A 24,948-nucleotide genomic window follows, 5' to 3' on the forward strand; every position below is an offset into this window, starting at 1 on the left:
CGCAATTAGTCTTGTACAATAGCAATGTTAAGGTTGTGCTTGGCAAATACCTCGGCCATTGCTGCCTTGGCCTCATCGGCATCCGGACCATGAACATGCAGTTCATAGGAATGGCCACTGACCAGTGTCGTGAATAATCCGAGGATACTCTTCACGTCGATGTATTTGTTTTCGGCTTGAAGCACAATGGAAGACCGGAAACGGTTAGCGGTTTGTGAAATGTCTACGATTGCTGCGTTGTTAGACATGAAAATCCCTCCAAATATCAGTCTGGTAAACCTTACATTCATCATACTTGCAATTCCAGGTTCCAGCAAGAGTCATTTTGCACAAAGTTCTTTAGAGAAGTTGCCTAATCTTGCAGGTCAATTCATTTCAAATGCTCGGGATTCAGACCTTCGAGCTCCGGCGTTACGAATCGGCCATCCTTGCGAATTAACACGCCGTCAAAATAAACCTCGCCGCCGCCATATTCCGGACGCTGAATCTGCACCAGATCCCAATGCACGGATGAACGATTTCCGTTATCCGTTTCTTCATAAGCCTGGCCGGGTGTAAAATGAAGACTCCCTGCAATCTTCTCATCAAAGAGCGTGTCCTTCATCGGATGCAGGATATAGGGATTGAAGCCGAGCGAAAATTCGCCTATGTACCTGGCCCCTTCATCGCTGCTGAGAAGCTCGTTGATCCGCTTGGAATCATTGCACGTGGCCTCGACAATCTTGCCTTGGGAGAAGGTGAAGCTCACTTCCTCGTACGTAAAGCCGCCATAGACACTGGGCGTATTGTAAGTAATCCGCCCTTCCACAGAGTCGCGTACCGGAGCAGTGAACACCTCGCCATCCGGAATATTGCGGTGCCCGGAGCACTTCTTGGCCCCAATCCCCTGAATCGAGAAGCTGAGGTCCGTTCCTGGCGCTACGATCCGGACTTGATCGGTAGCGGCCATCAGGTCGCGCAGCGGATCCATAGCCGCATCCATCTTGGCATAATCCAGATTACATACATCAAAGTAAAAATCCTCGAACGCTTCGGTGCTCTTGCCAGCCAGCTGGGCCATCGAATCATTGGGATAGCGCAATACCACCCATTTCGTATGCTTCACCCGCTGTTCCAAATGGACAGGCTTGCGATAAAGCTGGTCATACCACTGCATTTTCTCGGGAGGCACATCCGCCAGCTCATTGACATTACCACCGGACCGGATGGCGATGTAGCCCTGCATTCGCTTCATCCGCTGCAGATCCAGCTCAGCCCACAGCTCGATCTGCTCCCGGCTCGCATGGATGAGCTGCGACCGCAGCACGGAGCGCTCGCTGGTCTCTACGAACGGTCGTCCGTCACGAGCGGCAACTTGCTCGATCAGGCATTTCAGCAGCTCATGCTCCGATCCACTCATCTCGATGAGCACATTGTCGCCCGGCTGAACCTCGATAGAATAGCCTGCCAGATTCTCTGCCAGCCTCACCAATCTGGGATCTCTCATGCTCCAGTGCCTCCTTGCTTGGATTGCTTGCGCTTACATCGTATCATGTTTCTCTATGATTTGCACATCGATCACCAAAAACCGCCCTGGACCATTACAGCGTTCCAGGGCGGTTGCGCGATGCTATATAAGCTCCTATATAAACTTAACCCACACTAATACAGTTTCTGCCGTTATGCTTGGCTTCGTACATCGCCATATCGGCCCGGTAGAATAACGATTCGACACTGATCTTCTCATCCTCGAACGTCCATTCCGAGACGCCGCAGGAGATCGTTACCTTCGGGTGAGTCTCGGCCGCCACCTGCTCAAGTATCCGCTCTGCGATGCGGCAGGCTTGTGCCGTATTGACCTTGGGCAGATATACCGCCAGCTCCTCGCCGCCCCACCGGGCAGCAATATCGCTGTCGCGGATACAGGAACGGATGATGTCACTGACCTGCTTGAGAATCTTGTCTCCAACCTGATGCCCGTATGTGTCGTTGATCCGCTTGAAGTGGTCAATGTCGACCAGTATGAGCGAGCCGTAAGGATCCTTGCGCTGGCGTTGCTGGATCTGTTCATTCAGGTAATGCCTTACCCGCAGCCCGGTGAGATTATCCGTGATGACCATATGTCTCACCTCCGCATGCAGAGACGCATTAGTAATCGCCAGGCCGATATGGGTGGACAGCACTTGCAGCAGCTTGTAGTTGTCGTAGGAGAAATAGTTGGAGCTGCTGTGCGAGACTAGGATGACTCCAACCACTTCCGTGCCTACGACAATCGGCGCTGCAATGAGTGACCGCGAACCGGTCAGCTCCATGAGACGCGAAGCAACCGGATGCGTCGCATGGTAATCCGATATGATCAAGGGTTCTTTGGTCTCATAGACGACGCTGGTAAACCCGTAATCCGACGGAAACTTCTCATTGGCGAGCACGGGGTAATTACAAGACATGACGACGAATTGCTCTGTTTCCTTGTCCTTCTGCAGAAGACAGCAATAGTCGGCATGGAATATGTCGATCAGCTCAGTCGTGGCAAACTGGAATATTTCCTTGGGACGCAACGACTGATTAAGACGCTTCGTTAGTTCATTAATAAGCTGCAGTTCGTTAATTAGCAGATTGGACTGCTCGTACAGCTTGGCATTCTCAAAGGCAGTGCCTGCCGTATCTGCAAGCATCGTGAGCGCCGGGAGCTCGGCAATATCCGAGTATCCCTGTTCCGTTGCCAGCAGCAGTACACCGTAGACAGCTTGCTTGCCGCGAATCGGTACGGCTACGCAGAACCCTTCGCCTCTGGCCTCCGTGACAGGTTGTCCCTCCATAAAAGCCCGCGCACAGAGATCGTCAGACCCATGTCGGAATAACAAAGGCTTCACTCGGGTATCTACATGCACATAGTCCTGAGAGAGGAATAAGTCTACGTGATATTGGGCGTATAGCGTCTCTACCGTCTGAATAATCTCATGCAGGACCGATGTCACATCAATCTGATCATGCAGCCGCTTGGCTGCTGAGAACAGGGCCTCGCGGCTGCTCATCTCCTTGCGGATTTTCTCCTGATAAAGGAACAAGTCCTCCATGAAAAAACGGTCGCAGCGATGATAAAAGCAAGCCCGATAATGGAGGGCTGTTGCCTGGAGCGTCTCCGGACTTGGTGCCTGGGAGCCGCGCTTGCTGACATAGCCGAGCATACCCAGCCGCTCGTTGCCAGATTTGTCGTATATGGAGACGACAGTGATCTGACACGTGTGATTGTCATCTGTCGGATGGAACACGCCGTCCGTCAGCAGTTGTCTCGGCAAGGCGTCAGCAACAGCAGCCAATAGCAGCGCGAGTACAGCTTCGTTCTCTTCGGCAAGCCCCTGTTCGAGCTCACCGCTTGCAGCAAGCCGCCGTCCCTCATGGTCCATCAGAACAATTAACGCTCCTCTGTGAGCAGGGAGCGTATTCGTTTCCAGTATCCATTGGTTGAAGCTATCGATCAGCAGCGGAGCAAGATACGGCACATCGGCTGCAGAGATATGATGGCCTGAGAGCCACTGCTCCAGCTCCTCCATCCTGCCATGCCGACTACCGAACTGCACGATCGTATCCGCGGGGCGGATTTCGTTAATCATAACGCTGCACCTCCGTCCCTCTATCTTCTCGGCACAATCGCTGCCGATGATGGTACCGACCAAGCTGGCCGATTGGTCTGCAAACTAGCGAATCTATTCTCATCATACTCGATTTTCGTGAACATTGCACTAGTTTAGCAACCAAAAACAAGGACTTTCGATTCATTTTTACTAATTCTGAATGAATCATTACCCGTTAATCAAAAAGGAACTCCTTCACTCGTATCTGCCTGCTTGACAAAAGTAGGCGGAATGGATAAAATTTATTGATGAATATAGGGAGTACGGTTTTGTGTCACCCTCAGGGAGGTCTCTCGCTGTCAGGCCAGCGGCTGAAGTGCTTGTCAGGATGCAGTGCTATCACTGGATCATAGAGAACATCCGGCGAAACAATAGACCCATTTTCAAAAATTCCATTTGAAGAAGGAGCTACCACCGCATGTCACGTTATACTGGACCTAAATTCAAACTAAGCCGTCGTCTCGGCATCGCCCTTGGCGGCAACAGTAAAGAACTGAAACGCCCATTCCCTCCTGGACAGCATGGCCCAGGCCAACGCAAGAAGCTGAGCGGCTACGGCATTCAGTTGCAAGAGAAGCAAAAACTCCGTCATATGTACGGTTTGAACGAAAAGCAATTCCGCAACCTGTTTGACAAAGCAAACAAAATTAAAGGTATTGCCGGTGAGAACTTCATGTTCCTGCTGGAGAGCCGTCTGGACAACCTGGTTTACCGTCTTGGCCTGTCCAACACTCGTGCAGGTGCACGCCAGCTCGTTGCTCACGGTCACGTGACAGTCAACGGCAAAAAAGTAGACATTCCGTCTTACACTGTATCGATTGGCGATGTAATTGGTCTGCGTGAGCGCAGCCGTGGTTTGAAAGCAATTAAAGAAGCGTTGGAAGGCCGTCATCACCTGCCTAACTACGTTGAGTTCAACGACAACGCTATGGAAGGCAAGTACATCCGTCTGCCAGAGCGCGCTGAACTGTCGCAAGAAATTGACGAAAAGCAAATCGTCGAATTCTACAGCCGCTAATTGCAGCTGACTGGACCGAGCATGGGATATCCTGTGCTCGGTTTTTTTTGTTTCTTTTCCTTAGGCGGCTCTAACGGCTACCTGCGCACTTATTTCAGCGAAAATGAGCTATCAGAGGCTTCGAGAGAGATAAATCAACAAAACGGCTGGTCCGCTTGGCGGGCCAGCCGTTCTCAATGAGTGCGATAAGTTGATGTTAAGGCTTAGGCGCCTTCCTCTTGCTCATCTGTTTCTGCATCTACAACAGAGGTGCGCTCTGCGGGCAGATTTTTCTTGGACTTGGGCTTGCTGGTTTCGCCGCCGTCCAGCGACGGTACAGCCTTCGAGGTAAAGCCTTTGATGAGCTCTTCCACGTCGATGCCGGAAACATTCTTGAGCATCTCAGGTGCGGTTGCCATCAGCGAGGTAACATAGTTGCTCACTCTCGCTGCACCTTCGCCGTTGCCAGTGTCAACAACCGTCAGTTTGTCAATGCCTTTGATCGGCTCAGCCACTCGGCCTGCCAGCTCAGGCAGCATTTTGACAATAATATCGAGGACGGCTGCTTCGCCGAATTTCTCGAACGCCTCGGCCAGTTTTTCTTTGGCTTCCGCCTCCGCCAGACCACGAGCCCGAATAACCTCGGCATCCGCATTACCTTTGGCGCGTTCGGCATCAGCCACGGCCAGACCGTCGAGACGTTTCTGCTCAGCGCTTGCCTTCGCTTCGGTTTCAATCCGGTACTGCACAGCATCAGCTTCGCGCATCCGTCTTGCTTTGTCCGCTTCAGCCGCTTGTTCAACCGCGTAACGGTCGGCGTCCGCTTTTTTCTTCACTTCAGCATCGTATTGCTTCTCGCGCCGCAGAATTTCCTTGGCTTCGAGATCGATTTCCCGCTCCTTACGAACGAGCTCTACCTTCATCATCTCTTCGACAACGCTCTGCTTGGCGCGCGCTTCCTGAATAGCATAGGCCTGGTCGGCACCCGCCTTGGCAGTATCCTGCTCTTGTTTAAAGGAAGCGACCTTCAATTCTTTATCCTTCGTCGCCTCAGCGATATGTGTGTCGCGCAGCAACTCGGCTTTTTGGCCTTCTTCCTCCGCTCTTGCCTTCTGAATCCGCGAATCGCGGATGGCTTCGGCTTCGGCAATATCGGCGTCGCGCTTAACGATTGCAATCCGCGGCTTACCGAGTGCGTCGAGATAACCATGCTTGTCGCGCAGGTCTTTGATCGTAAAGGAGACGATCTGCAGACCCATCTTCTTCAGATCCTTCGCTGCGTTGCCCTGTACCTCCTGGGCGAAGCGGTCGCGGTTCCGGTATACCTCTTCCACCGTCATCGTACCGAGAATCGCCCGCAGGTGACCTTCAAGCACTTCCTGGGCCTCACTCTTCAATTCTTCGGTTGGCTTACCCATGAATTGCTCGGCCGCGGTTGCCACGTCCTCTGTCGTACCGCCCACCTTAATAATAGCTACGCCATCGGCCATAACCGGAACACCTTGCTCGGTATACACCTCTGGGGTTGATACATCCAGCTTGTGAGACAGCAGCGACAAGAACTCAGCCTTCTGGAAGACCGGCAGGATAAACGCGCCGCCGCCGCGGACGATCTTGATCCGGCGTCCCGAGTCATCAACCAGCGTATGCTTGGAACCCAGGAACGAACCCGTGACCACCATTGCCTCATCAGGACTTACGGTTTTAAACCGTGCCCAGAAGGCAAGCCCCAGTACGACGATGACACCCACGACAATTGCAGGTATTACTAAATAATCTGGCATTTCATTTCTCCTCTCTGTTTATCTGACTACAATCTTAAGAATGACAACGCTATAGATCTAGCTTGGATACGTATAGCGTATGGTCACGCACCTCGACCACGACAACCTTGCTGCCGGAAGGAATGGGCTCGCCGTCATGGCTGGCGGCGATCTGGTTGGTTACGCCTGCCGATCCTACCCGCACCAGCACTTCCCCATACCCCGTGGCCGGGATGGGAACGAGCACCTCAGCGATCTTGCCGGAGAGCTCCTGAAACGAGAAGCCTGTAGAGTTCTCACTGTTCTGCATCGGCTTCACATAGAGGAAATACACACTGATCCCAATCATCACTGCAGACAGCAGCGCAATCAACACAATCGCCCACGCGCCGATCGCCGTGTATCGGGTCAGTAGCAATCCCGCGCCGCCAAACGCGGTAATCCCCCCAACCAGAGTCATGGGTTGCAGCCAGGACATACTCTCCATCGACAAGAAATCCAGTACGCCATCTAGCGCCTCGCTCAATATATCGCCAAAAATGACGCTAATCAAGGCATACAGGATACCGCCGGCGAGACAAGCGATAAATAAACCTTCCATTGCCCTCCCTCCTTTCATTTCGTCCATATTCTGTCATGCTTACAGAGGTTGTTCAAAAAGTCCCGTTTTTCCTTTTTGAACTGACACTTACAGGAATACATACGTCAAAATTGTGAACGACGTTTCATTTTTCTGTAGCGACAGGCTTTCCAAAGGCTGACAGAGGCTGCTTGCGTAGATATACCATAGTTGACAGGCTGCGTCAATGACACTCAGGTCACCAAACCTGGTAAACCCGCGTCTTTCGATCCAATTTTTACTTATTTGGCCCCGGATTATGCTCACTTTTGGCGATTTGTGCTATACTAAGACTGTTATATTGGAGGAGGAGTACATAGCTATGACTGAAGAGCAGAAGAGTGCGCCCCCACGGACTAGCGGCTGGCGCACGTTCGGGCTGGTTACTTTTATTACCGTTAAATGGCTTATCATCTTCGGCCTGATCATCGGTCTGTTTGCGGGAGGCGCCGTGACCGGGTATGTGGCCTCGTTGGTTTCCGACGAACCGGTGCGGCCACTGGCGGAGATTGAAGAAAAAATAAATGAAAATGACATTACTGGCTTTGTCTACTTCAATGATGACAGTATGCCGGTGGGTCAGCTGCGGACTGAAGAAGACCGCCGCTTGGTCACGATGGAGGAAATTCCGCCGGTAGTGATTGATGCCGTGCTGGCCATTGAGGATAACAACTTTAATGAACACTATGGTGTCGACATCAACGGCCTAGGCCGTGCAGTGAAGCAGAAGCTGCTCAACGAAGATATTCAGACAGGCGGCAGTACGTTGACTCAGCAGCTGGCGAGACGCGTTTTTTTGAGCCTTGACGTAACCGACAGCCGCAAGTTTAAAGAAATCTTCCTTTCCTTACGTATGGAACGGTATTTGACCAAAACCGAAATCTTAACTGCGTACTTGAACAAGGTGCCGTTCGGTAAAGGGGCTAGTGGCTACAATCTGTTCGGTATCAAAGCCGCAGCCAAAGGCGTATTTGATATCACTGATTTAAACAAGCTCAATACAGCTCAGGCAGCTTATCTGGCGGGTCTACCGCAGCGGCCGACCGCTTACTCCGCATTTAATAGCCGGGGCGAGTTTAATGAAGAAGGCTTCGGGTACGCGATGGACCGCCAGCAGCTGGTGCTCCGCCGGATGATGGATACAGGCCGCATCACGCAAGAGGAATATAATGAAGCGATTGCCTTCGACATCCGCATGACAATGGCGAAGCCCAACAAAAAAGCCTATGCCACGTATCCGTACCTCATGCTTGAAGCGGAGCGTCAAGCTGCCGAAATCCTGCTCTTGCAAGACGAGCCGACACTGACCAAGGCGGATTTGCAAAAATCAGAGCATGCCGGCCGCGTCGAGGAGTACCGTCAGAAGCTGCTTCGCGGTGGCTATCATATTTATACAACCATCGACAAACGGATCTATAATATGATGCGCGAGATCGGGAACAACGCCGACAACTTCGTTGATACGGAGGAGAAAGGCATCCAGCAGGTAGCGGCTATCATGATTGATCATAAAACCGGAGCTATTGTGAGTATGCTGGAGGGTCGGGATTTTAATCTGGAGCAGATGAACCATGCCACCCAGATGACACGTCAGCCAGGCTCGACGATGAAGACCCTTGGCGCATATCTGCCTGCGCTGGAGAGTGGTAAGATCCAGCCTGGTGGCGTCGTGGACGATGCACCGATGGTACTGCCCGATGCACAGAAAGGGTTCCATATTCCGATGAACTCCAACAATCGGTTTTATGGCTTGGTCACCGCCCGTGAGGCCTTGGACCGGTCGCTTAACCTCCCTGCGCTCAAGCTGTTCCTGGAGGATGTAACGATTCCTGAAGCATGGGATTTTACCCGCAAGCTGGGCATCACGACTTTGCAGCCGAGCGATGAGCATGCCCAGACGGGTGTAATCGGCGGCCTCAGCGTCGGGGTGACTGTAGAAGAGTTGACCAACGCCTACGGTTCCATCCCTAACCAAGGATTGTTCAATGATGCCTACATGATTCGCAAAATTACCGATGCCCATGGCAACCTGGTTTACAAGCACGAGTTGCAGCCGGAGCGAGTCTTCTCCGAGCAGACGGCGTTCCTGATGACCGATATGCTGCGCACGACTATTGCAAATGGCCGCGGCACAGGACATGATATTACATCGCGCTTTAACAAATACGGTACCATTCCGGTCGCCGGCAAGACGGGTTCGACGCAAGGCTACGGCGATGTCTGGTTTGTCGGCTACACGCCGGACTTGACGATGGGGGTCTGGTCGGGATACAAGAGCGCTAATCACAAGCTGACGGGCGAGAATCGCAAGAGCGCCCGTCATATCTGGACAGAGATCATGAATCAGGTGACTGAAGCCAGACCGGAGCTCTTCCCCACGCAGGAGTTCATCCAACCTGATGGTGTGGTCAAAGCAACTGTCTCCAGTGTAAGCGGCAAGGTGCCTTCCTCCCTGACACGTCAGTTCGGAAGACTCGTCACCGACTGGTTCAACGAGGAATACCTGCCTACCGAGCCGGAAGACGCTCTGGTCAAAATGGCGTTCATCACCTACAACGGTGTGAATTACATTGCGCATGACACAACACCTTCGGATTTCATCTTTGAGGAAATTGTCATCAAGCGCAAGAAGCCGCTGGGCGAACTGATGAAAGAGATTGCCGATGCGCAGAGCAAGATGCCTGCCAGCAGCCGGCGTCCACTGAGTGCGTATTTGCCTCCTGATTCATCGATGGATGCACCATCAGAGCTTGACCCGCGGGTAGATGACGGCAGGGCGCCATCACCGCCATCCAGCGTCAGAGCCAATGCGAACGGCTCAGGCAATGTAACCATTACGTTCCAGCCTAGTCCTGAGCGAGACGTTGTAGGCTACCGGCTGTACCGCAAGACGGGTGGAGGCTCGTTCCAGAAAACTGGCAGCTCTCTGCTTGCCGGCGGCTCCAATAGCTTCACCAGCAGCGTTTCGTTCACGAACAACTATGAGTTCTATGTTACTGCTGTCGATGTTGCCGGCAACGAATCGTCGCCTAGCCTGATTGCGGGTACAAGCGGCAACATCATCCCGCCTCCTGGCACAAGCAGCGGCGGGTCGGGTAATGGCAACAACAATCCCGAACCCGAGACGCCTGCAGTGACGCCGGTGACCCCACCGGGATCGGAGACCACGCCTCCACCTGCTGAACAGGAGCCAGGTCTGAGTACCCCGGATGCACCGTCCGGCATCCGGGTGCAGACAACAGATATAGGCGTCTTGATGACATGGAGCGCCAATCCGGTCGGCCAGCAGATCGTTCACTACAATGTGTATTATAGTGAAACGGGATCCGGCACCTTTTCCAAAATCGGTGCTTCGGCCGATCCTCGATTCGAGTATGTGTCTCCTATCCGCTCCGGCTGGTTCCGAGTTACTGCCGTGAATGAAAAAGGAGAGTCCCTGTTCTCCGGAGCAGTTGAATTGAAATAATCAGAAGAAACACGAAAGCCCGGCCCCGCAGCTACTGCTGCAGGGCCGGGCTTTTTATCGGGATAGCGGTTAGTCCTCAATCGTCGAGAGGTCACCTGTCGGCAGGTTAAGCTCCCATGCCTTGAGCACACGACGCATAATCTTGCCGCTGCGCGTCTTCGGCAGCTTGTCGCGGAATTCAATCTCGCGCGGCGCGGCATGCGCCGAGAGTCCTTCCTTCACGAACGTGTAGATCTGCTGCTTGAGCTCCTCTGTCGCCTCATAGCCTTCGCGTAGTGCGACAAACGCCTTGATGATCTCACCGCGCATCGGATCCGGTTTGCCGATAACACCAGCCTCCGCGATCGCCGGATGCTCGACCAGCTTACTCTCCACTTCGAAGGGTCCCACCCGCTCGCCAGCGGTGTTAATGACATCATCAATGCGGCCCTGGAACCAGAAGTACCCTTCTTCGTCCTGATAAGCCGAATCGCCAGACACATACCAGCCCGACAAGCGGAAATATTCCTCGTATTTGGGCTGGTTGTTCCAAATCTTGCGCATCATGGACGGCCATGGTGTCCGAATCGCGAGATTGCCCATCCGGTTCGGCGGGAGCTCTCGCCCACTGTCGTCGATGATGGCGGCTGTCACGCCTGGGACAGGTTTGCCCATCGACCCGGGCTTGATATCCATCGAAGGATAGTTACAGATGAGCTGCCCCCCCGTCTCGGTCATCCACCAGGTGTCATGAATCCGCTGACCATAGACTTTCATCCCCCAGCGCACGACCTCGGGATTCAGAGGCTCGCCGACACTGAGCACATGACGCAAGGAAGACAGATCAAATTGACGCACCAGATCATCGCCCGCCCCCATCAGCATGCGGAAGGCCGTTGGCGCACTGTACCATACGGTAACGCCATATTTCTGAATGGTGCCATACCAGTCTTCCGGACTGAATCGTCCGCCACGGATGACATTGGTAGCACCGACCAGCCAAGGAGCGAAGATGCCATAGGAAGTGCCTGTGACCCAACCAGGATCTGCCGTACACCAATAGATATCGTCCGTCTTCAGATCCAATACAAAATTAGCTGTCATCCGATGCTGGAGCATGGCGTTCTGCACATGGAAGACACCCTTAGGCTTGCCTGTCGAGCCAGAAGTATAATGAATGATGAGTCCGTCTTCACGATCCAGCCATTCAATCTGCGCCTCCGAGGAAGCTTCGGACATCGCTGCCGCGTAGTCTACAATTCCCTCGCCTGCTGGTACCTCTTCGCCCACAACGATCGTATGCGCGAGTGACGGCAGTTCGTCACGTGCGATGCGTCCAATCAAAGACGGCGTCGTGACGATAGCCACAGCTTCGCTGTCGAGCAGGCGATCCTTCACAGCTGTCTCCATAAACGCCTCGAACAATGGGCCGACGACAGCGCCTACCTTAAGAATGCCCAGCAGACAGAAATAAAGCTCAGGTGTGCGCGGCATAAAAATGAATACGCGCTCTCCCTTGCCTATTCCCAGTCCCCGCAGCACGTTGGCGAACTTGTCGGATTGCTCCTTCAGCTGAGCGAACGTGTACTGTTCATCGCGAGACTTGTCACTGTAATACAGCGCAACTTTATCTCCTCGGCCTTCGACGACATGGCGATCAATTGCCTCATAGGCCATATTGACTTTACCGGTATCATGCCAGGAAAATTGCTGCTCCAGCGCTTCCAGACTAAAGCTGGCCCTGGCTTCTTCATAGCTTCCCATATTACTGTTCGTTGCTGTCGCTTTGATGCGTTCCTGCTGCTCATTTTGCTCCATTGTTCAATCCTCCTCAAGGTACCCTATCCCTGTGAATATTAGAATACGCTTACAAATGATAGTTAAGGTCAAAAAGTTTCAAAAAATCGTCATTTGTTATTATAGCACATTTTAATAGCGGCGCACATGGGTTTTCAAGTCGCTGCTTTTTTGTTATAAGTGAAGAAGAAACTCTGCGGCTGAACAGGCCGGAAAGGAGGAATGGCTTTGGAGCATCGCAAGATTATACACCGCCACACCTTCATGAACGGAGAAGAAGAGCTGGTTGTCGAAGGTCCTGTCGAGCCGGAACGCTTGGCCACATGGGACATGCATCCCGATCTGGACGCCTTCCGCAGACCCCGTGAGCAGCACGAAGCGCTGGTCGAGATAGCTGAACTACCGGAGGGCAGAATTATTGTCGCCCGCAGCGGCAGCCTCATTGTCGGTTACGTCACGTTTCATTATCCCGACGAGATGGAGCGCTGGTCGGAAGCGGCAATGGAAGATCTAGTTGAGCTAGGTGCCGTGGAGGTAGCTAATGCCTATCGTGCGCTCGGACTTGGCAAGCGGATGATCCGCACCGCCTTCGAAGGGGAACAACTGGAGAATATGATTGTCTATACGACTGAATATTACTGGCACTGGGATCTGGAGAGCAGCGGCCTGAACGTATGGGATTACCGCAAAATGATGGAGCAGTTGATGAAATCCGTTGATATGGTCTGGTTCGCGACCGACGACCCGGAGATTTGTTCTCATCCTGCTAACTGCCTTATGGTTCGCATAGGCAAGGAAGTCCCGTTGGCATCCGTAGAAGCTTTTGATCGCGTCCGCTTCCGCCAGCGGTTTATGTATTAGAAGATTGCGGCCCAATAAGTGGCTGATCTATAGATAAGGAGGACGCCAAGCGATGAAAACGGCCAATGCCGTACTTGTGCATCACCCGGACGCGATGCGCTACCGGTTCAATGATCACCATCCGTTTAATCCTGTGCGGCTGGAGCTGACGATCGATCTTTTGAGAGCGTCTTCAGCCCTGCAAGACCAGCAGATCGTACTCCCTGCCCCGGCGGATGATGAGCTGCTGAGTTTGCTCCATCGGCCTGATTATATTGATGCTGTTCGACAGCTCAGCGTCCCGGAACCGCAGCAGCGCTGGTACAGTCAAGCCCAACAGTATGGGCTGCAGACGGAGGATACCCCGTGTTTTCCTGGGATGCATGAGGCTGCCGCCTGTATTGCGGGAGGATCCGTACACGCCGCTGAGTTGATTATGCAGGGCCGCACGCAGCATGCCTTCCATATGGCCGGAGGACTGCATCATGCGTTCCCAGATCGGGGAGCAGGCTTCTGTGTCTATAATGATGCGGCGATCGCCATCGCCTGGCTACGGCGCCAGTATAATGCTCGCGTGCTCTACATCGATACAGACGTCCATCACGGAGACGGGGTCCAGTGGGCATTCTATAATGACCCCGAGGTATGTACGTACTCCATTCACGAGACCGGCAAGTTCCTATTCCCGGGAACCGGTTATGTCCATGAACGCGGCAATGCGGAAGGTTTCGGCGCCTGCTTTAATTTGCCTGTAGAGCCTTATACAGAGGACGAGTCCTGGCTGGAGTGCTTTGGCCAGAGCATTGAGCGGGTAGCCGCCGCCTTCAAGCCGGATATTATTATCAGTCAGCATGGTTGTGACGCCCATGCGCTCGATCCGCTGTCCCACGTCCATTGCAGTATGCGCATCTACCGGGAGATGCCCGCAGCTATTCACCGCCTTGCCCATCAGGTTGCCGGCGGCCGCTGGCTGGCTGTTGGCGGGGGCGGATACGATATCTGGCGGGTTGTGCCACGGGCGTGGGCGCTCGTCTGGCTGGAGATGACGGACCATCCCTTGCGGGATGAAATCGCAGCAGCAGGCTGGACGACCAGACTCCCCGACGCCTGGCGTTCACGCTGGCAGCCCGAGAGTCCTGACAGCCTTCCGGAGACCTGGCTGGACGATACATCGGACTGGACACCGATGCCCCGTCGTTCTATCATCACGGAGCAGAACCGCGCAACGATGCAGATTGCGATCCAGGACCTATAGCCGGATGCCATCTCACGGCTGAGAGCCCCATTGCCTGTAACGGCAATGGGGCTCTGCTTGTCGCCAGCGAGAGCTGCCTTAGAGGCGCTCCACCATGTCTTCAATGATGCGGAAGGAATTGTCGGCCGCCTGCACGGTGAACTCTGGAAAATTCACATGAGCGGAGCCATCCGCTTTGTCGGATATCGAACGAATGACCACGTACGGAATTCCGTTCATCGCGCACACCTGCGCCAGCGCTGCCCCCTCCATTTCCGTGCAGACGCCACCCATCTCTTCATGCAGCTCCTTAACGGTCTCGCGACTGGCAATGAATTGATCGCCGGAGAGCACTTTTCCCTTGCGGTAGCGACCTGGAAACAGCTTGGCTCCCGCTGCTTCAGCAATGCTCACAAGCTGTTCATCAGCCTGAAAATCCGATTGTTCCTGAAACGGAATGACGCCTCTTGCGAAACCAAGCGGGCGTACATCCATATCATGCTGCAACGCACTGGTCGAGATGACGATGTCCCCGATTTCCAATTCTGGATCCAAGGCGCCCGCCACTCCGGTGAACAGTACGCAATCTACGCCTTGATCGATTAGTACTTGCGTACATACCGCGGCATTGACCTTGCCCACTCCCGATTTGCCATAGACGATGGTCTTCCCTCCAAGCTGCCCTTCATGCAGTTGAATGCCTGCTTTTTCAATGGTACGTTCTTGTTTCACTGCTTTATGCAGCAGCTCGATCTCTTCGTTCATGGCACCGATAATTCCGATCTTCACTTGCCTTCCTCCTGTTCATTATACACCCTATAAATTTGAAAAAGCTCCCGAAGGAGCTTTGCCGTTTCTGATCACGAAGTAACGCAGGGAGCTGATTCGACATCGAATCTTGCGTTCACCCTCGAAGTCCGGTGCTCATGTAGGTTTCCCTACACTCCGCTCCTCCTGCACCTTTAGACCTGGGCGACCGATTGACGATTGATCAACTCATGCTGGAGAATAACCCGCGGGTCCTCAACGGCTTCCTTCTTCATCAGCTTGGTCAACAAACGCATGGATACAGCGCCGATGTCATACATAGGCTGGGCCACCGTCGTCAACTGTGGACGTACCATCGATGCCATCCGGCTGTTGTCTACGCTAATGACCGAGATGTCTTCCGGCACTTTAAGACCATAGTCTTGAATGCTATGGATGGCGCCAATCGCCATCTCGTCCGTTGCAGCGAATACGGCTGTCGGCTTCTGATCCATTTCCAAGAAATATTTCATGGCCTCAATCCCGGATTCGTAGCGGTAGTTCCCGACCCGAACCAGCGATTCGTCATAAGCCTGTCCCGCTTGTTCAAGCGCACGTTTGTAGCCCTGGAAGCGGGCATACCCATTGGCAGGATCCTGCAGCGTGCCGCTAATCATTGCGATGCTCTTGTGTCCTTGTGCAATCAGGGAACTGACGGCATCGAATGCTGCTGCCTCATGATCAATGTCTACCGACGGAATGGTTGCTTGCTCATCCGTGGTCGCACACAGAACAATCGGAACATTGGAGGACTTGAAGGCAATGATATGCTCTTCAGTTACGGCACCGCCCATAAACAGCAGCCCGTCCACTTGCTTCTCCAGCAATGTATTAATGACGCGAATTTCCTTGTCTTTCTTCTTATCCGCATTACAAAGAATGATATTGTAATGGTACATGTTGGCAATATCTTCAATGCCCCGCGCTACCTCTGCAAAAATCGCGTTGGAAATATCGGGGATAACGACGCCTACCGTAGTCGTCTTCTTGCTTGCCAGTCCGCGTGCAACGGCATTGGGACGATAGCCCAAACGCTCAATAGCTTCGAACACTTTCTTGCGGGTTTGCGGTTTGACGTTCGGGTTGTTGTTCACCACACGGGAGACCGTCGCCATGGACACGCCCGCTTCCCTTGCTACATCATAAATGGTTACAGTCACGTTCCTTCTCTCCATTTAGTTCATATTTTTGGTTCATAGACTGGTATTTAGGAAGAATGAATGCCATGTTGGCCGGACCTCGATTAAAATAATGATACGACAAAAAATTACTTTACGCAATGTTACCCGCCCCGTCAGGAACTAGGGGCTCAGGAACTGCAGGCATCGCTATTGACTTGACAATCGCCAGTATAAGTAGGAAGTGCAGCTAAACTTATGTAGACATCGTGCGTCGGCTGATTTGGGATAGCCGTTTTTCAACCTCGGCGATCCACTCATCATCGCCAAGCCTTTGGGCAAGCAGCAGTAAGTCCAGCAACTTGTTGATACGTTCGCCGATGAGCTTGTCCATCTCTTGCCTGCTTGGCCTTTTTTGTCTTGTATACAGCTCCATTATCAAATCTGCCCATTCATTCCACTCGTTAAACAGGAACGTCTGCTGCTCCGGCTTTGCGCCGAGTTGACCAATCAGTCCCGTAAGATCCGGCTTAACCTCCGGAAACACCTCGCTGCGGCTGCATGCATCACATGAGTAGACCGGCACATTGTCGATCTCCACCTTGCCCGAATAAATCACCGTCCGCAGCTTCATGGACATGGTCTCGCCACAAGGACAGCTTTTTTCCACAGCGGCCCACCCCTTTAAAGATTGATATACTCAACAATATTCGACCTCGTTCGCCGTATTTCCTGCTGGTTGCCCGCTGTAATTTTTTGTTACATCAACTTATGCCTTAGTTCCCTGCCAAACGCCGCCATTTACGCTTTATGTAGGGGATGCTTAGCGTCAGCATGGCCAGCAGTGCGCCGATTCCGTCGTTGCGTACGTCTTTGGCATCCGGGGTTCGGCCATCGACAAAGGACTGGTGATATTCATCGGAGACGCCGTACAAGACACACAGGAGAACGATGAGCGCCTTGATGCTCCAACGTTCAGCCTTCACTCCGAATGCGTAAGCCATGAGCAAGGCCAAGATATAATAAGAGACGAAATGTCCCCAATCAAAGCTGGTCATAAACGGAAAAAACTTTTGGAACCATGGCATCATTCCGCCCAACTGATCACCGGTACGGGAGGACAGCAAAAAAATAACGCCCATCCATATCAGCGCCGGAAGCCAACGGAGCCAGGGACGGCGTGCGTGATTGGTTTGCTTCATCTGATCTCCTTCGATACAATATGATAGAGTTTTACCCATACATCCCTATTAGGAGGTACGTCGATGTCTTTAACTGGAAAATCCGTGATTTGCTTGTTGGATGATGAGTTTGAAGATTTGGAATTATGGTATCCTGTCTATCGCGTTCGTGAGGAAGGCGCAACGGTATTGTTCGCCGGGCCGGAGAAAGGCAAGAAGCATATCGGCAAGTACGGTGTGCCCGCAGTTGCGGATCTCGCTTTTGACGAAGTGAACAGCAGCGATTACGATGGCATTCTCGTACCTGGCGGCTGGGCGCCGGACAAGCTGAGACGCTACCCGAAGGTGCTGGAGCTTGTGCAGGAAATGAACAAGGACGGCAAACCGATCGGACAAATCTGTCATGCCGGCTGGGTCCTGATCTCTGCCCGCATCCTGGAAGGACGCACAGTGACCTCTACACCAGGAATCCGGGATGATATGGAAAATGCCGGAGCCACCTGGCTGGACGAGGCCGTCGTCACCGACGGCAATCTCATCTCCTCGCGGCGTCCGCCAGACCTGCCGCCTTATGCCAAAGCCTTCGTAGACGCCCTCAAACAGCGCTAGGAGCCGTGCGGCTTGCAGACGGAGACCGGTTGCTCCACCGGAGTACCGGCTCCGCTTCTGAAGGCCTCCAGCTGCTCTCGCATCTCACCGCTGGTTCGACAGGCCAGGAGCCGATCCAGGAAGACGCGGCTGTCCGCTTGCCGGGTATTCAGCAACCGTTCCTTGACGTGCAGAAGTGCATGTGCGCTCATGCTGAGCTCGTCGACATCCAGCCCGAGCCAGATCGGCAAAGCCAGTGTATCCCCAGCCATCTCTCCGCATACTCCAACCGGAATGCCACGGCGCTTCGCCGCATCCACTGTCATCTTCAACATCCGCAGAACCGCTGGATGATAAGGCTCATACAAGTGAGCAATCTGGTCATTCATCCGGTCCACTGCAAGCACGAACTGCACCAAATCATTGGTACCGATACTGAAGAAATCCACCTCATCGGCCAACAGATCGGCAATCGCAACGGCTGCAGGCACCTCAATCATGACGCCAACTTCCAGCTGCGGGTTGAAAGGCAGTTCTTCCGCTTCGAGTTCACGCTTCGCCTCTTCCAGAACGGCCTTGGCCGCCCGTACCTCTTCGACAGAAGAGATGAGCGGGTACATCATCTTCACATGACCAAACCGACTGGCCCGCAGAATAGCTCGCACCTGGGTTTTGAACAGGTCCTTCCGATCAAGCGAGATGCGGATGGCCCGGTATCCAAGAAACGGATTTTCTTCTTCCGGAATGTTGAAATAGTCGAGCTGCTTGTCGCCGCCAATATCCAGGGTCCGAATGATGACCGTGTCTTCGCCAAGCTTTTCCGCTACACTGCGATATACCTCGTACTGCTCCTCCTCGCCAGGAAAGCTGAGACGGTCCATATACAGAAATTCCGTGCGGAACAGGCCGACGCCGAGCGCACCGACCGGGAGCGCCACCTCCAGCTCCTTAAGCGAGCTAATATTGGCTGCCAACTCCATGACTTTGCCATCGGGAGTTACCGAGCGAATGCCAGCAATCTGCTTGAGCTTGTTCTTGGCTTCGTACTGGGCTTCCTGCGCCCGCGAGAATTGCTCCATGACCTGATCTTCAGGATCCAGGATGACTTGACCACTCTGCCCGTCGATAACCATCATCTCTCCCGTCTGAATCGGCTCCGCCAGCTTGTTCTCAAGACCAACGACAAGCGGAATCCCCAGCGCCCGCGCCATGATGGCCGAATGTGAGGTCGTGCTGCCTGCCAGGGTCACAATGCCAAGCACATGCTTGGGGTTCAGGTGCGCCAGCTGGGATGGAGAGAGCTCCTTGGCCACTAGAATAAAGGGCTGAGTGTCGGTTGGCAGCTTAATCTCCGGAGCACCCAGCAGATGCTTGAGCAGACGGTTCCCGACATCCTTGATGTCCAGCGCACGCTCTTTCATATACTCGTCATCCAGCAGGTCGAACATCGTGACGAAGTGGTCGATGGCTTCCTTGACTGCCACTTCTGCTGCCTTATACTGGCGCTGAATGATACCCTGAACTTCATTCATGAATACAGGGTCGTCAAGGATGGCAATGTGTGCATCAAAGATGTGGGACTCTTCGGTTCCCACAACTTCGCGCAGCTCTCCCTTCATCTGTTCGATTTCATCCTTTGATGTCTTGATGCCTTCATAGAGACGATCGAATTCCTTGGCCAGATCAGCAACGTCGATCTTCTGCTCCGGCAGGTCCCATTCCCAGCCTGGCAGCACGAACGATTTGCCGATGGCGATGCCTGAGGATGCCCCGATACCTTGAATAATGGTCAATCTCCCCCACCCTTTCTCTCTTTAAGCACAACGGACATGACGGATGCCTGCCCCTTCTTGACGCCTTTGAATGGCGCATAGCTCCAGGATCTTACGATATCTGAATTGGTAATAACCATTGGCGTCGCAAGCGATTTACAGCCTTTGCGCACCTTCTGCAGATCAAATCGAATCAACAGCTGTCCAGCCTTCACCTTATCGCCTTCTTCAACGACAGCGGCAAATCCCTTGCCTCCCAGCTGCGAGGTGTCGATACCGATATGAAGCAGCACCTCCAGCCCTTCGGCTGTACGAATCCCGACGGCATGCATGGTCGGGTAGATATGAATCACAGTGCCATCTACGGGCGAGACCAGCTCGCCGCGATCCGGCATGAAGGCGACTCCCTTGCCTACCAGCTCATCAGCAAAAATCTGGTCTGGCACTTCGTCCAGCGGGATCATCTTGCCCTGCATCGGCGATGAGAAGGACACCTGTGTCAAATCGCGTCGCAGTGTCTTCATCATCTCTTCGCGGATCAGCTCGGAGTACGTACCGAAGACAACCTGGACATTGCCGCCGCCAAGACGGATAACCCCGGCAGCACCGAGATTGCGCAGCGCGTTAATGTCCAGCAGCCGGTCGTTGGTCAGCTTCAGCCGCAAGCGCGTTATACAGGCCTCCATCTGAACAATGTTTTCCTTGCCTCCGATGGCTTGCAGGATCAGGGGCGCCCGGTAAGGGATATCGCCAGCCCACTCATCCAGCTGCGAGCCTTCCTCGCGGCCGGGAGTCGGTATGCGGAAGCGCCAGATGGCCCAGCGGAACATAATATAATAGAGTACTCCAGCCACTACTCCGATCGGCAGCAGCAGCCATCCCCGCGTCGAGAGATGCATATTGATAATATATTCAATTGCTCCCCCCGAGAATGAGAAGCCATGCAGAATTCCAAGCTCATAGGTTAGCCACATGACGAGACCCGAGAGAATCGCATGCACAACGAACAAATACGGCGCCACAAATAAAAAGGCGAATTCAATTGGCTCCGTCACACCCGTGAGGAACGAGGCCAATGCTGCGGACATGAAGGTTTTGCGAACCTTGGGCTTCAAATCCTCCCTTGCCTCCTGGATAATCGCAAAGGCAATCGCCGGCAGGGCAAACATCATTGTCGGATACAATCCTGCCATGAAGACGCCAGCCGTCGGGTCGCCTGCGAAGAAACGCACCAGATCCCCATAAACCATCGTTCCGCTCTCCGTCTCATAGCCGCCTACCTGAAACCAGAAAACATGGCTAACCAGATAGTGTAAACCGAATACCGCAAGGATCCGGTGAACAAAACCAAACAGGAAAACGCCAAAGCCACCGGCAGAGGATACAATCTCGCCTAGCTGGTAGAGGCCCTCCTGAATAAACGGAGCAATACGGATCATCAGAATCGAAAAGATGACGGCCAGTGCACTTACAAAGAGAGGCACAAACCTGGGACCGCCAAAAAATTGGATGGATTCGGGCAGCCGAAATTCCTTGAACAGATCAAAGCTATACCCGGAAACAATGCCAATCAGCACACCAATCATAATGGTAGGCTGAATATTGAGATCGCTCATGGAGCCCGTAATTCCCGTATATATAAACATGCCCGCCAACGCTGCCATGCCTGCGGCTCCGGCATTATTGGTCAATCCCAGAGCGACGCCGACGGCAAACAGATAAGGCAAGAACAAAAACAGCATGTCGCCTGCAGTGCCCAGGTGTCCGCTCATCCCGGGAAGACCGATTGCCTCCCAGGGCAATTGCCCCAGACAGAGAAAAACAGCGGCGGCCGGCAGTACAATCATCGGCAGCATCAATGCACGTCCGAGCTGCTGCAGATTGCCCATTACATTCAGGTTCAGCGCCCCCTTTCTACCCTTGTCTCTTACTCGATGGTAAGCGTTCCCGGCAATTTTGTCAAAACAAAACGACGGACCCTCACGGGTCCGTCGGCGTATATGTCTACCCTTTATGCCAGCTCGTCCTAGAAACGGTTGTTGAAGCCTTGTTGGCCAGCTTGGTAACCCAGGTGGCTAATGACCGGACCTTGGTTTTGCTGAGCGTTTGTTGCTTGGTATACAGGGTTTTGCGGAGTATGAGCTTGAGCGTAACCTTGGTTTCCTTGGTAAGCCGATTGTTGCTGGCTGTTACCTGTAAAATGCTGCAGAACCGGGTTTTGTGTCTCAGCGCCAGCTTGGAAGCCAACATGAGAAATAACCGGTTGTTGTTGGTAGCTATTGTTTTGGAATTGCGATGGTTGGAACTGCGATTGTTGAGCTTGCGGTTGGAACTGCGAGCTCTGGCTGTACTGGTTTTGACCAGCTTGCAAGCCCAGGTGCGAAATCACCGGCTGATTTTGACTTTGGTTAGACAAGCCCAGATGGGAGATTACAGGCTGGCTTTGCGATTGCGAACCAGCATAACTGTTCGATTGGAACGATTGCGGCTGGTAGCCTTGTTGTTGCTGTTGGTTGTTGGCTTGGTAACCCAGGTGGCTGATTACTGGACCAGCATTTTGAGTTGGGATGTTGCCTTGGTAATGCGATTGTACAAATCCAGACGGTTGGTACTGGTTAGACTGTTGGTTGTTCGAGAATTGGTTGTTCGCTTGAAAACCCTGATATCCTTGTTGGTTCATTCCGTTCATGGTTGGTCCTCCTGTAGAAATCCAATAGTCTTTTCAGGGCTGAGCCCGAAAAAGCCTCTCTTAGTGTGGGAGAACTGAGCGGATTTTATCCAAGCTCCGGACTGGTTTTTCCTTGAGGCAGCAGCAACGAATCCTCTACCTTTATACAACGGTCCATCACGACCTCCAAACCGCCCGCCCGAGCGATCTGTGCCGCTTCCTCACTGTACACTCCAAGCTGAAGCCACAGCGCTTTTGCACCGATTCGGACCGCTTCCTCTGCAATTGGAGGCGTATGCTGGCTTCGGCGGAACACATTAACGATATCTACCGGTACAGGCACGTCTGCAAGCGAAGCATAACACGTCTCCCCCAGAATGGTTCCAGAGGCCGCCGGGTTTACCGGAATAATGCGATAGCCCTTGTGCTGCATCGCTTCCGATACCATATACGAGGTACGCTCCGGTTTATCGGACAAGCCGACAACGGCAATCGTCCCAGCTTGTTGGAGTATCGCCTTGATCTCTTCACGCGATGGATGTGTATAACCCATAGGTCACGTCCCCTTTGTCCCTCGAGTTTAGTCCACCCACTCCACCTGAGCGCCAAGCGCTTTGAGATGGTCAAAGTAGATGGGATAGGATTTGGCTACATGATGAGCGTCCTTGATACGCAATGGCCGTTCAGCTCTTAAGCCGACCACAGTCAGTGCCATAATGACACGATGGTCATAGTGGGCATCAATCTCTACGCCGCCTTCTACGCCTTCCGGCCGTCCATGGACGATAATCTCACTCTGGCGCTCTTCAACATTGGCGCCGGCTTTGCGAAGCTCGGCCAAATAATCGGTGATCCGGTCACATTCTTTGTAACGAAGGTTCTCCACATTATAGAAACGTGAAGTGCCTTCGGCAAAGACAGCAGCCGCTACCATGGCAAGTACCGCATCGGTAGCCATGTCGCCGTCAAACTCAACCGCTTTGAGCTTGCCGTTCCCCAGGACGTGTACCGTTCCATTCTGATGAGACAGCGGCACCTCCATCATGCGCAGCACGTCAACGATCGCCCGCTCACCTTGCTTGCTGTTTTCTTCCAGACGATGCAGTGTCACGTCGGAACGGGTAACTGCTGCCGCAGCCAATACAGCAGCCGAACCTGGATAATCGCCCTGGACCACATATTCCTTGGCCAGATAACGCTGATTGCCCTTCACTTTGTAGGACATCAGATCCTCGCTCGCTTCAATGACGATACCCGCCTGCTCCAGTACCTCCAACGTCTGCCCTACGACAACTTTGGATTTCAGGTCATGCAGCACTTCAATCTCACTATCTTCTGGTAGCAGCGGTGTCAAGAACAGGAGCGCGCTCAGGAACTGCGAACTTACATTGCCGGAAACTGTAATCTTCCCACCGCGCAATCCTCCGCCTTGAATGCGAATCGGCAACTTGCCAGACTGGTGCTCAATGCGTACGCCCAGTTGCTCAAGCGAGTCGATCAGGTCATCATGTGGGCGCTTGCCAAGCGAGTCAGGGTAACGGTTAATGAAGGTTATATCTTCGGACAGACTGGCAATTGCCATCAGAAACCGCAATACAGCGCCTGCGTTGCCTACGTCCAGTTCGGTCTTGGGTGTTGGGCGGGCACCAAAGCCTGTAATGACGATTTTCTCATCATCCTCTTCAACCGTTGCGCCCAGATCACGAATGCAGCGGCGCATGGCATCGCTGTCCTCGCTATGTGCGGGATAATAAATGGTACTGGTGCCCTCTGCCAATGCAGCGACCAGAAGATAACGAGTGGTATAGTTTTTGGAAGATAAAGCCTGCAGTTCACCTTGCAGCTTCGGTGTTGGTGTGACGATGACATCTTTCATGTTCAATTGTTCCCCTCTTTAATGATTTCCACGCGGACCACGACCGTCCGCAGGTTCAGGTGTCAGCCGCTGCCAGGCGGCGATGATTCGCTCCGCTACCTCTGCGACGCCAAGCCGTGACGTGTCGAGCTTCAGATCGGCAAAATCATAGGCATGCTTGCGTGTCTGCAGCAACTCGGTCACCCGGCCTCTCACATCACCCTTAAGCAATGGTCTTGACGTATCGGCATGCACACGGGCGATGATTCGTTCTGCATCTGCGGTGAGCGCCACGACCCAACCTCTCGCCTGCATCACCTGACGATTTTCTTCCCTTAAGACGGCCCCGCCACCAGTAGCGATAATCTGACGCTTCTCCCGAGCCATAAGCTCGCTTAGCACTTCGCTCTCAATCTCGCGAAATGCGGCTTCGCCTTGCTCGGCGAATAGCTCGGATATGGTGCGGCGTTCACGGCGCTCAATCGCCTCGTCAAGATCGACGCGCGCGAAGCCAAGTCGCTCGGCCAGCAAGCGGCTGACAGAGGACTTGCCGGTTCCCATAAATCCGACCAGGACGATCGAATGATACTGTCTGGACAATAATAACACCTCTTGTTCTGCCTTGTGCTGCCGCGCCACAGGCGCGACTG

21 protein-coding genes are annotated in these 24,948 nt (G+C 53.4%); 5 read left to right on the plus strand and 16 right to left on the minus strand.

The genetic code is table 11. The features are described 5' to 3' along the window. Positions 1-5: 5 nt before the first annotated feature. The 3 genes from F556_RS0102880 to F556_RS0102890 form a co-directional block, all read right to left on the minus strand. The gene (locus F556_RS0102880; RefSeq protein WP_020615389.1) at positions 6-248 is read right to left on the minus strand and encodes an HPr family phosphocarrier protein; all 243 of its coding nucleotides are present in this window, start codon (positions 246-248) and stop codon (positions 6-8) included. Between the two features lie 122 nt (positions 249-370). Next, positions 371-1,486: an aminopeptidase gene (locus F556_RS0102885; RefSeq protein WP_020615390.1), complete on the minus strand. Its 1,116-nt coding sequence runs from the start codon at positions 1,484-1,486 to the stop codon at positions 371-373. A gap of 145 nt (positions 1,487-1,631) precedes the next feature. After that, the gene (locus F556_RS0102890) at positions 1,632-3,593 is read right to left on the minus strand and encodes a sensor domain-containing diguanylate cyclase (RefSeq protein WP_020615391.1); all 1,962 of its coding nucleotides are present in this window, start codon (positions 3,591-3,593) and stop codon (positions 1,632-1,634) included. A gap of 439 nt (positions 3,594-4,032) precedes the next feature. On the opposite strand from F556_RS0102890, the gene rpsD reads away from it, so the two are divergent. Next, complete coding sequence (gene rpsD, locus F556_RS0102895; protein WP_020615392.1) at positions 4,033-4,632, plus strand: 30S ribosomal protein S4; 600 nt, start codon at positions 4,033-4,035, stop codon at positions 4,630-4,632. Between the two features lie 203 nt (positions 4,633-4,835). Here rpsD and F556_RS0102900 read toward each other — a convergent pair whose 3' ends face one another. Together F556_RS0102900 and F556_RS0102905 are read right to left on the minus strand one after the other, a co-directional pair. Continuing rightward, the gene (locus tag F556_RS0102900) at positions 4,836-6,395 is read right to left on the minus strand and encodes a flotillin lipid rafts scaffold protein FloT (protein WP_020615393.1); all 1,560 of its coding nucleotides are present in this window, start codon (positions 6,393-6,395) and stop codon (positions 4,836-4,838) included. A 49-nt stretch (positions 6,396-6,444) separates the two neighbouring features. Next, entirely contained in the window at positions 6,445-6,975 is a 531-nt protein-coding gene (locus F556_RS0102905; RefSeq protein ID WP_020615394.1) for an NfeD family membrane protein, read from the minus strand. A gap of 340 nt (positions 6,976-7,315) precedes the next feature. On the opposite strand from F556_RS0102905, the gene F556_RS0102910 reads away from it, so the two are divergent. Further along, positions 7,316-10,459, plus strand: coding sequence for a transglycosylase domain-containing protein (locus F556_RS0102910; RefSeq protein WP_020615395.1), 3,144 nt, complete (start codon positions 7,316-7,318; stop codon positions 10,457-10,459). A gap of 69 nt (positions 10,460-10,528) precedes the next feature. Here the strand turns inward: F556_RS0102910 and acsA are convergent, their stop codons facing one another. Continuing rightward, entirely contained in the window at positions 10,529-12,256 is a 1,728-nt protein-coding gene (acsA, locus tag F556_RS0102915; protein WP_020615396.1) for an acetate--CoA ligase, read from the minus strand. A 207-nt stretch (positions 12,257-12,463) separates the two neighbouring features. Here acsA and F556_RS0102920 point away from each other — a divergent pair, with 207 nt between their 5' ends. Both F556_RS0102920 and F556_RS0102925 read left to right on the plus strand, forming a co-directional pair. Then, positions 12,464-13,096 (plus strand): GNAT family N-acetyltransferase, encoded by a 633-nt coding sequence (locus F556_RS0102920; RefSeq protein ID WP_020615397.1) that lies wholly within the window; start codon positions 12,464-12,466, stop codon positions 13,094-13,096. Between the two features lie 52 nt (positions 13,097-13,148). Further along, a complete protein-coding gene (locus F556_RS0102925; RefSeq protein ID WP_020615398.1) occupies positions 13,149-14,330 on the plus strand; it encodes an acetoin utilization protein AcuC in 1,182 nt (393 codons plus the stop codon). Between the two features lie 78 nt (positions 14,331-14,408). On the opposite strand, the gene F556_RS0102930 is transcribed toward F556_RS0102925, so the two are convergent. The 4 genes from F556_RS0102930 to F556_RS0102945 all read right to left on the minus strand — a co-directional run bounded on the left by F556_RS0102930 (position 14,409) and on the right by F556_RS0102945 (position 17,436). Beyond that, positions 14,409-15,098 (minus strand): 5'-methylthioadenosine/adenosylhomocysteine nucleosidase, encoded by a 690-nt coding sequence (locus tag F556_RS0102930; RefSeq protein WP_020615399.1) that lies wholly within the window; start codon positions 15,096-15,098, stop codon positions 14,409-14,411. A 173-nt stretch (positions 15,099-15,271) separates the two neighbouring features. Beyond that, the gene (gene ccpA, locus F556_RS0102935; RefSeq protein WP_020615400.1) at positions 15,272-16,276 is read right to left on the minus strand and encodes a catabolite control protein A; all 1,005 of its coding nucleotides are present in this window, start codon (positions 16,274-16,276) and stop codon (positions 15,272-15,274) included. A 214-nt stretch (positions 16,277-16,490) separates the two neighbouring features. Beyond that, a complete protein-coding gene (locus F556_RS0102940; protein WP_020615401.1) occupies positions 16,491-16,904 on the minus strand; it encodes a hypothetical protein in 414 nt (137 codons plus the stop codon). A 106-nt stretch (positions 16,905-17,010) separates the two neighbouring features. Beyond that, entirely contained in the window at positions 17,011-17,436 is a 426-nt protein-coding gene (locus tag F556_RS0102945; RefSeq protein WP_020615402.1) for a VanZ family protein, read from the minus strand. A gap of 63 nt (positions 17,437-17,499) precedes the next feature. Between F556_RS0102945 and F556_RS0102950 the strand changes: the two genes are divergently transcribed. Continuing rightward, positions 17,500-18,024, plus strand: a complete 525-nt coding sequence (locus F556_RS0102950) for a type 1 glutamine amidotransferase domain-containing protein (RefSeq protein ID WP_020615403.1) — start codon at positions 17,500-17,502, stop codon at positions 18,022-18,024. Here the strand turns inward: F556_RS0102950 and ptsP are convergent. The 6 genes from ptsP to F556_RS33140 form a co-directional block, all read right to left on the minus strand. After that, positions 18,021-19,790, minus strand: coding sequence for a phosphoenolpyruvate--protein phosphotransferase (gene ptsP / locus F556_RS0102955; RefSeq protein WP_040715758.1), 1,770 nt, complete (start codon positions 19,788-19,790; stop codon positions 18,021-18,023). The genes F556_RS0102950 and ptsP overlap by 4 nt on opposite strands. Before the next feature lie 2 nt (positions 19,791-19,792). Then, complete coding sequence (locus F556_RS0102960) at positions 19,793-21,673, minus strand: glucose PTS transporter subunit IIA (RefSeq protein WP_026297071.1); 1,881 nt, start codon at positions 21,671-21,673, stop codon at positions 19,793-19,795. A gap of 128 nt (positions 21,674-21,801) precedes the next feature. Beyond that, the gene (locus F556_RS0102965) at positions 21,802-22,464 is read right to left on the minus strand and encodes a hypothetical protein (RefSeq protein WP_020615406.1); all 663 of its coding nucleotides are present in this window, start codon (positions 22,462-22,464) and stop codon (positions 21,802-21,804) included. 85 nt (positions 22,465-22,549) lie between these two features. Beyond that, positions 22,550-22,996 (minus strand): CoA-binding protein, encoded by a 447-nt coding sequence (locus F556_RS0102970; RefSeq protein ID WP_020615407.1) that lies wholly within the window; start codon positions 22,994-22,996, stop codon positions 22,550-22,552. A 27-nt stretch (positions 22,997-23,023) separates the two neighbouring features. Next, a complete protein-coding gene (gene aroA, locus F556_RS0102975) occupies positions 23,024-24,319 on the minus strand; it encodes a 3-phosphoshikimate 1-carboxyvinyltransferase (protein ID WP_020615408.1) in 1,296 nt (431 codons plus the stop codon). A gap of 18 nt (positions 24,320-24,337) precedes the next feature. After that, a complete protein-coding gene (locus F556_RS33140) occupies positions 24,338-24,898 on the minus strand; it encodes a shikimate kinase (protein ID WP_020615409.1) in 561 nt (186 codons plus the stop codon). Between the last annotated feature and the right edge of the window lie 50 nt (positions 24,899-24,948).

Origin of the sequence: Paenibacillus daejeonensis DSM 15491, assembly GCF_000378385.1 — a bacterium.
Lineage (GTDB): Bacteria > Bacillota > Bacilli > Paenibacillales > Paenibacillaceae > Paenibacillus_D > Paenibacillus_D daejeonensis.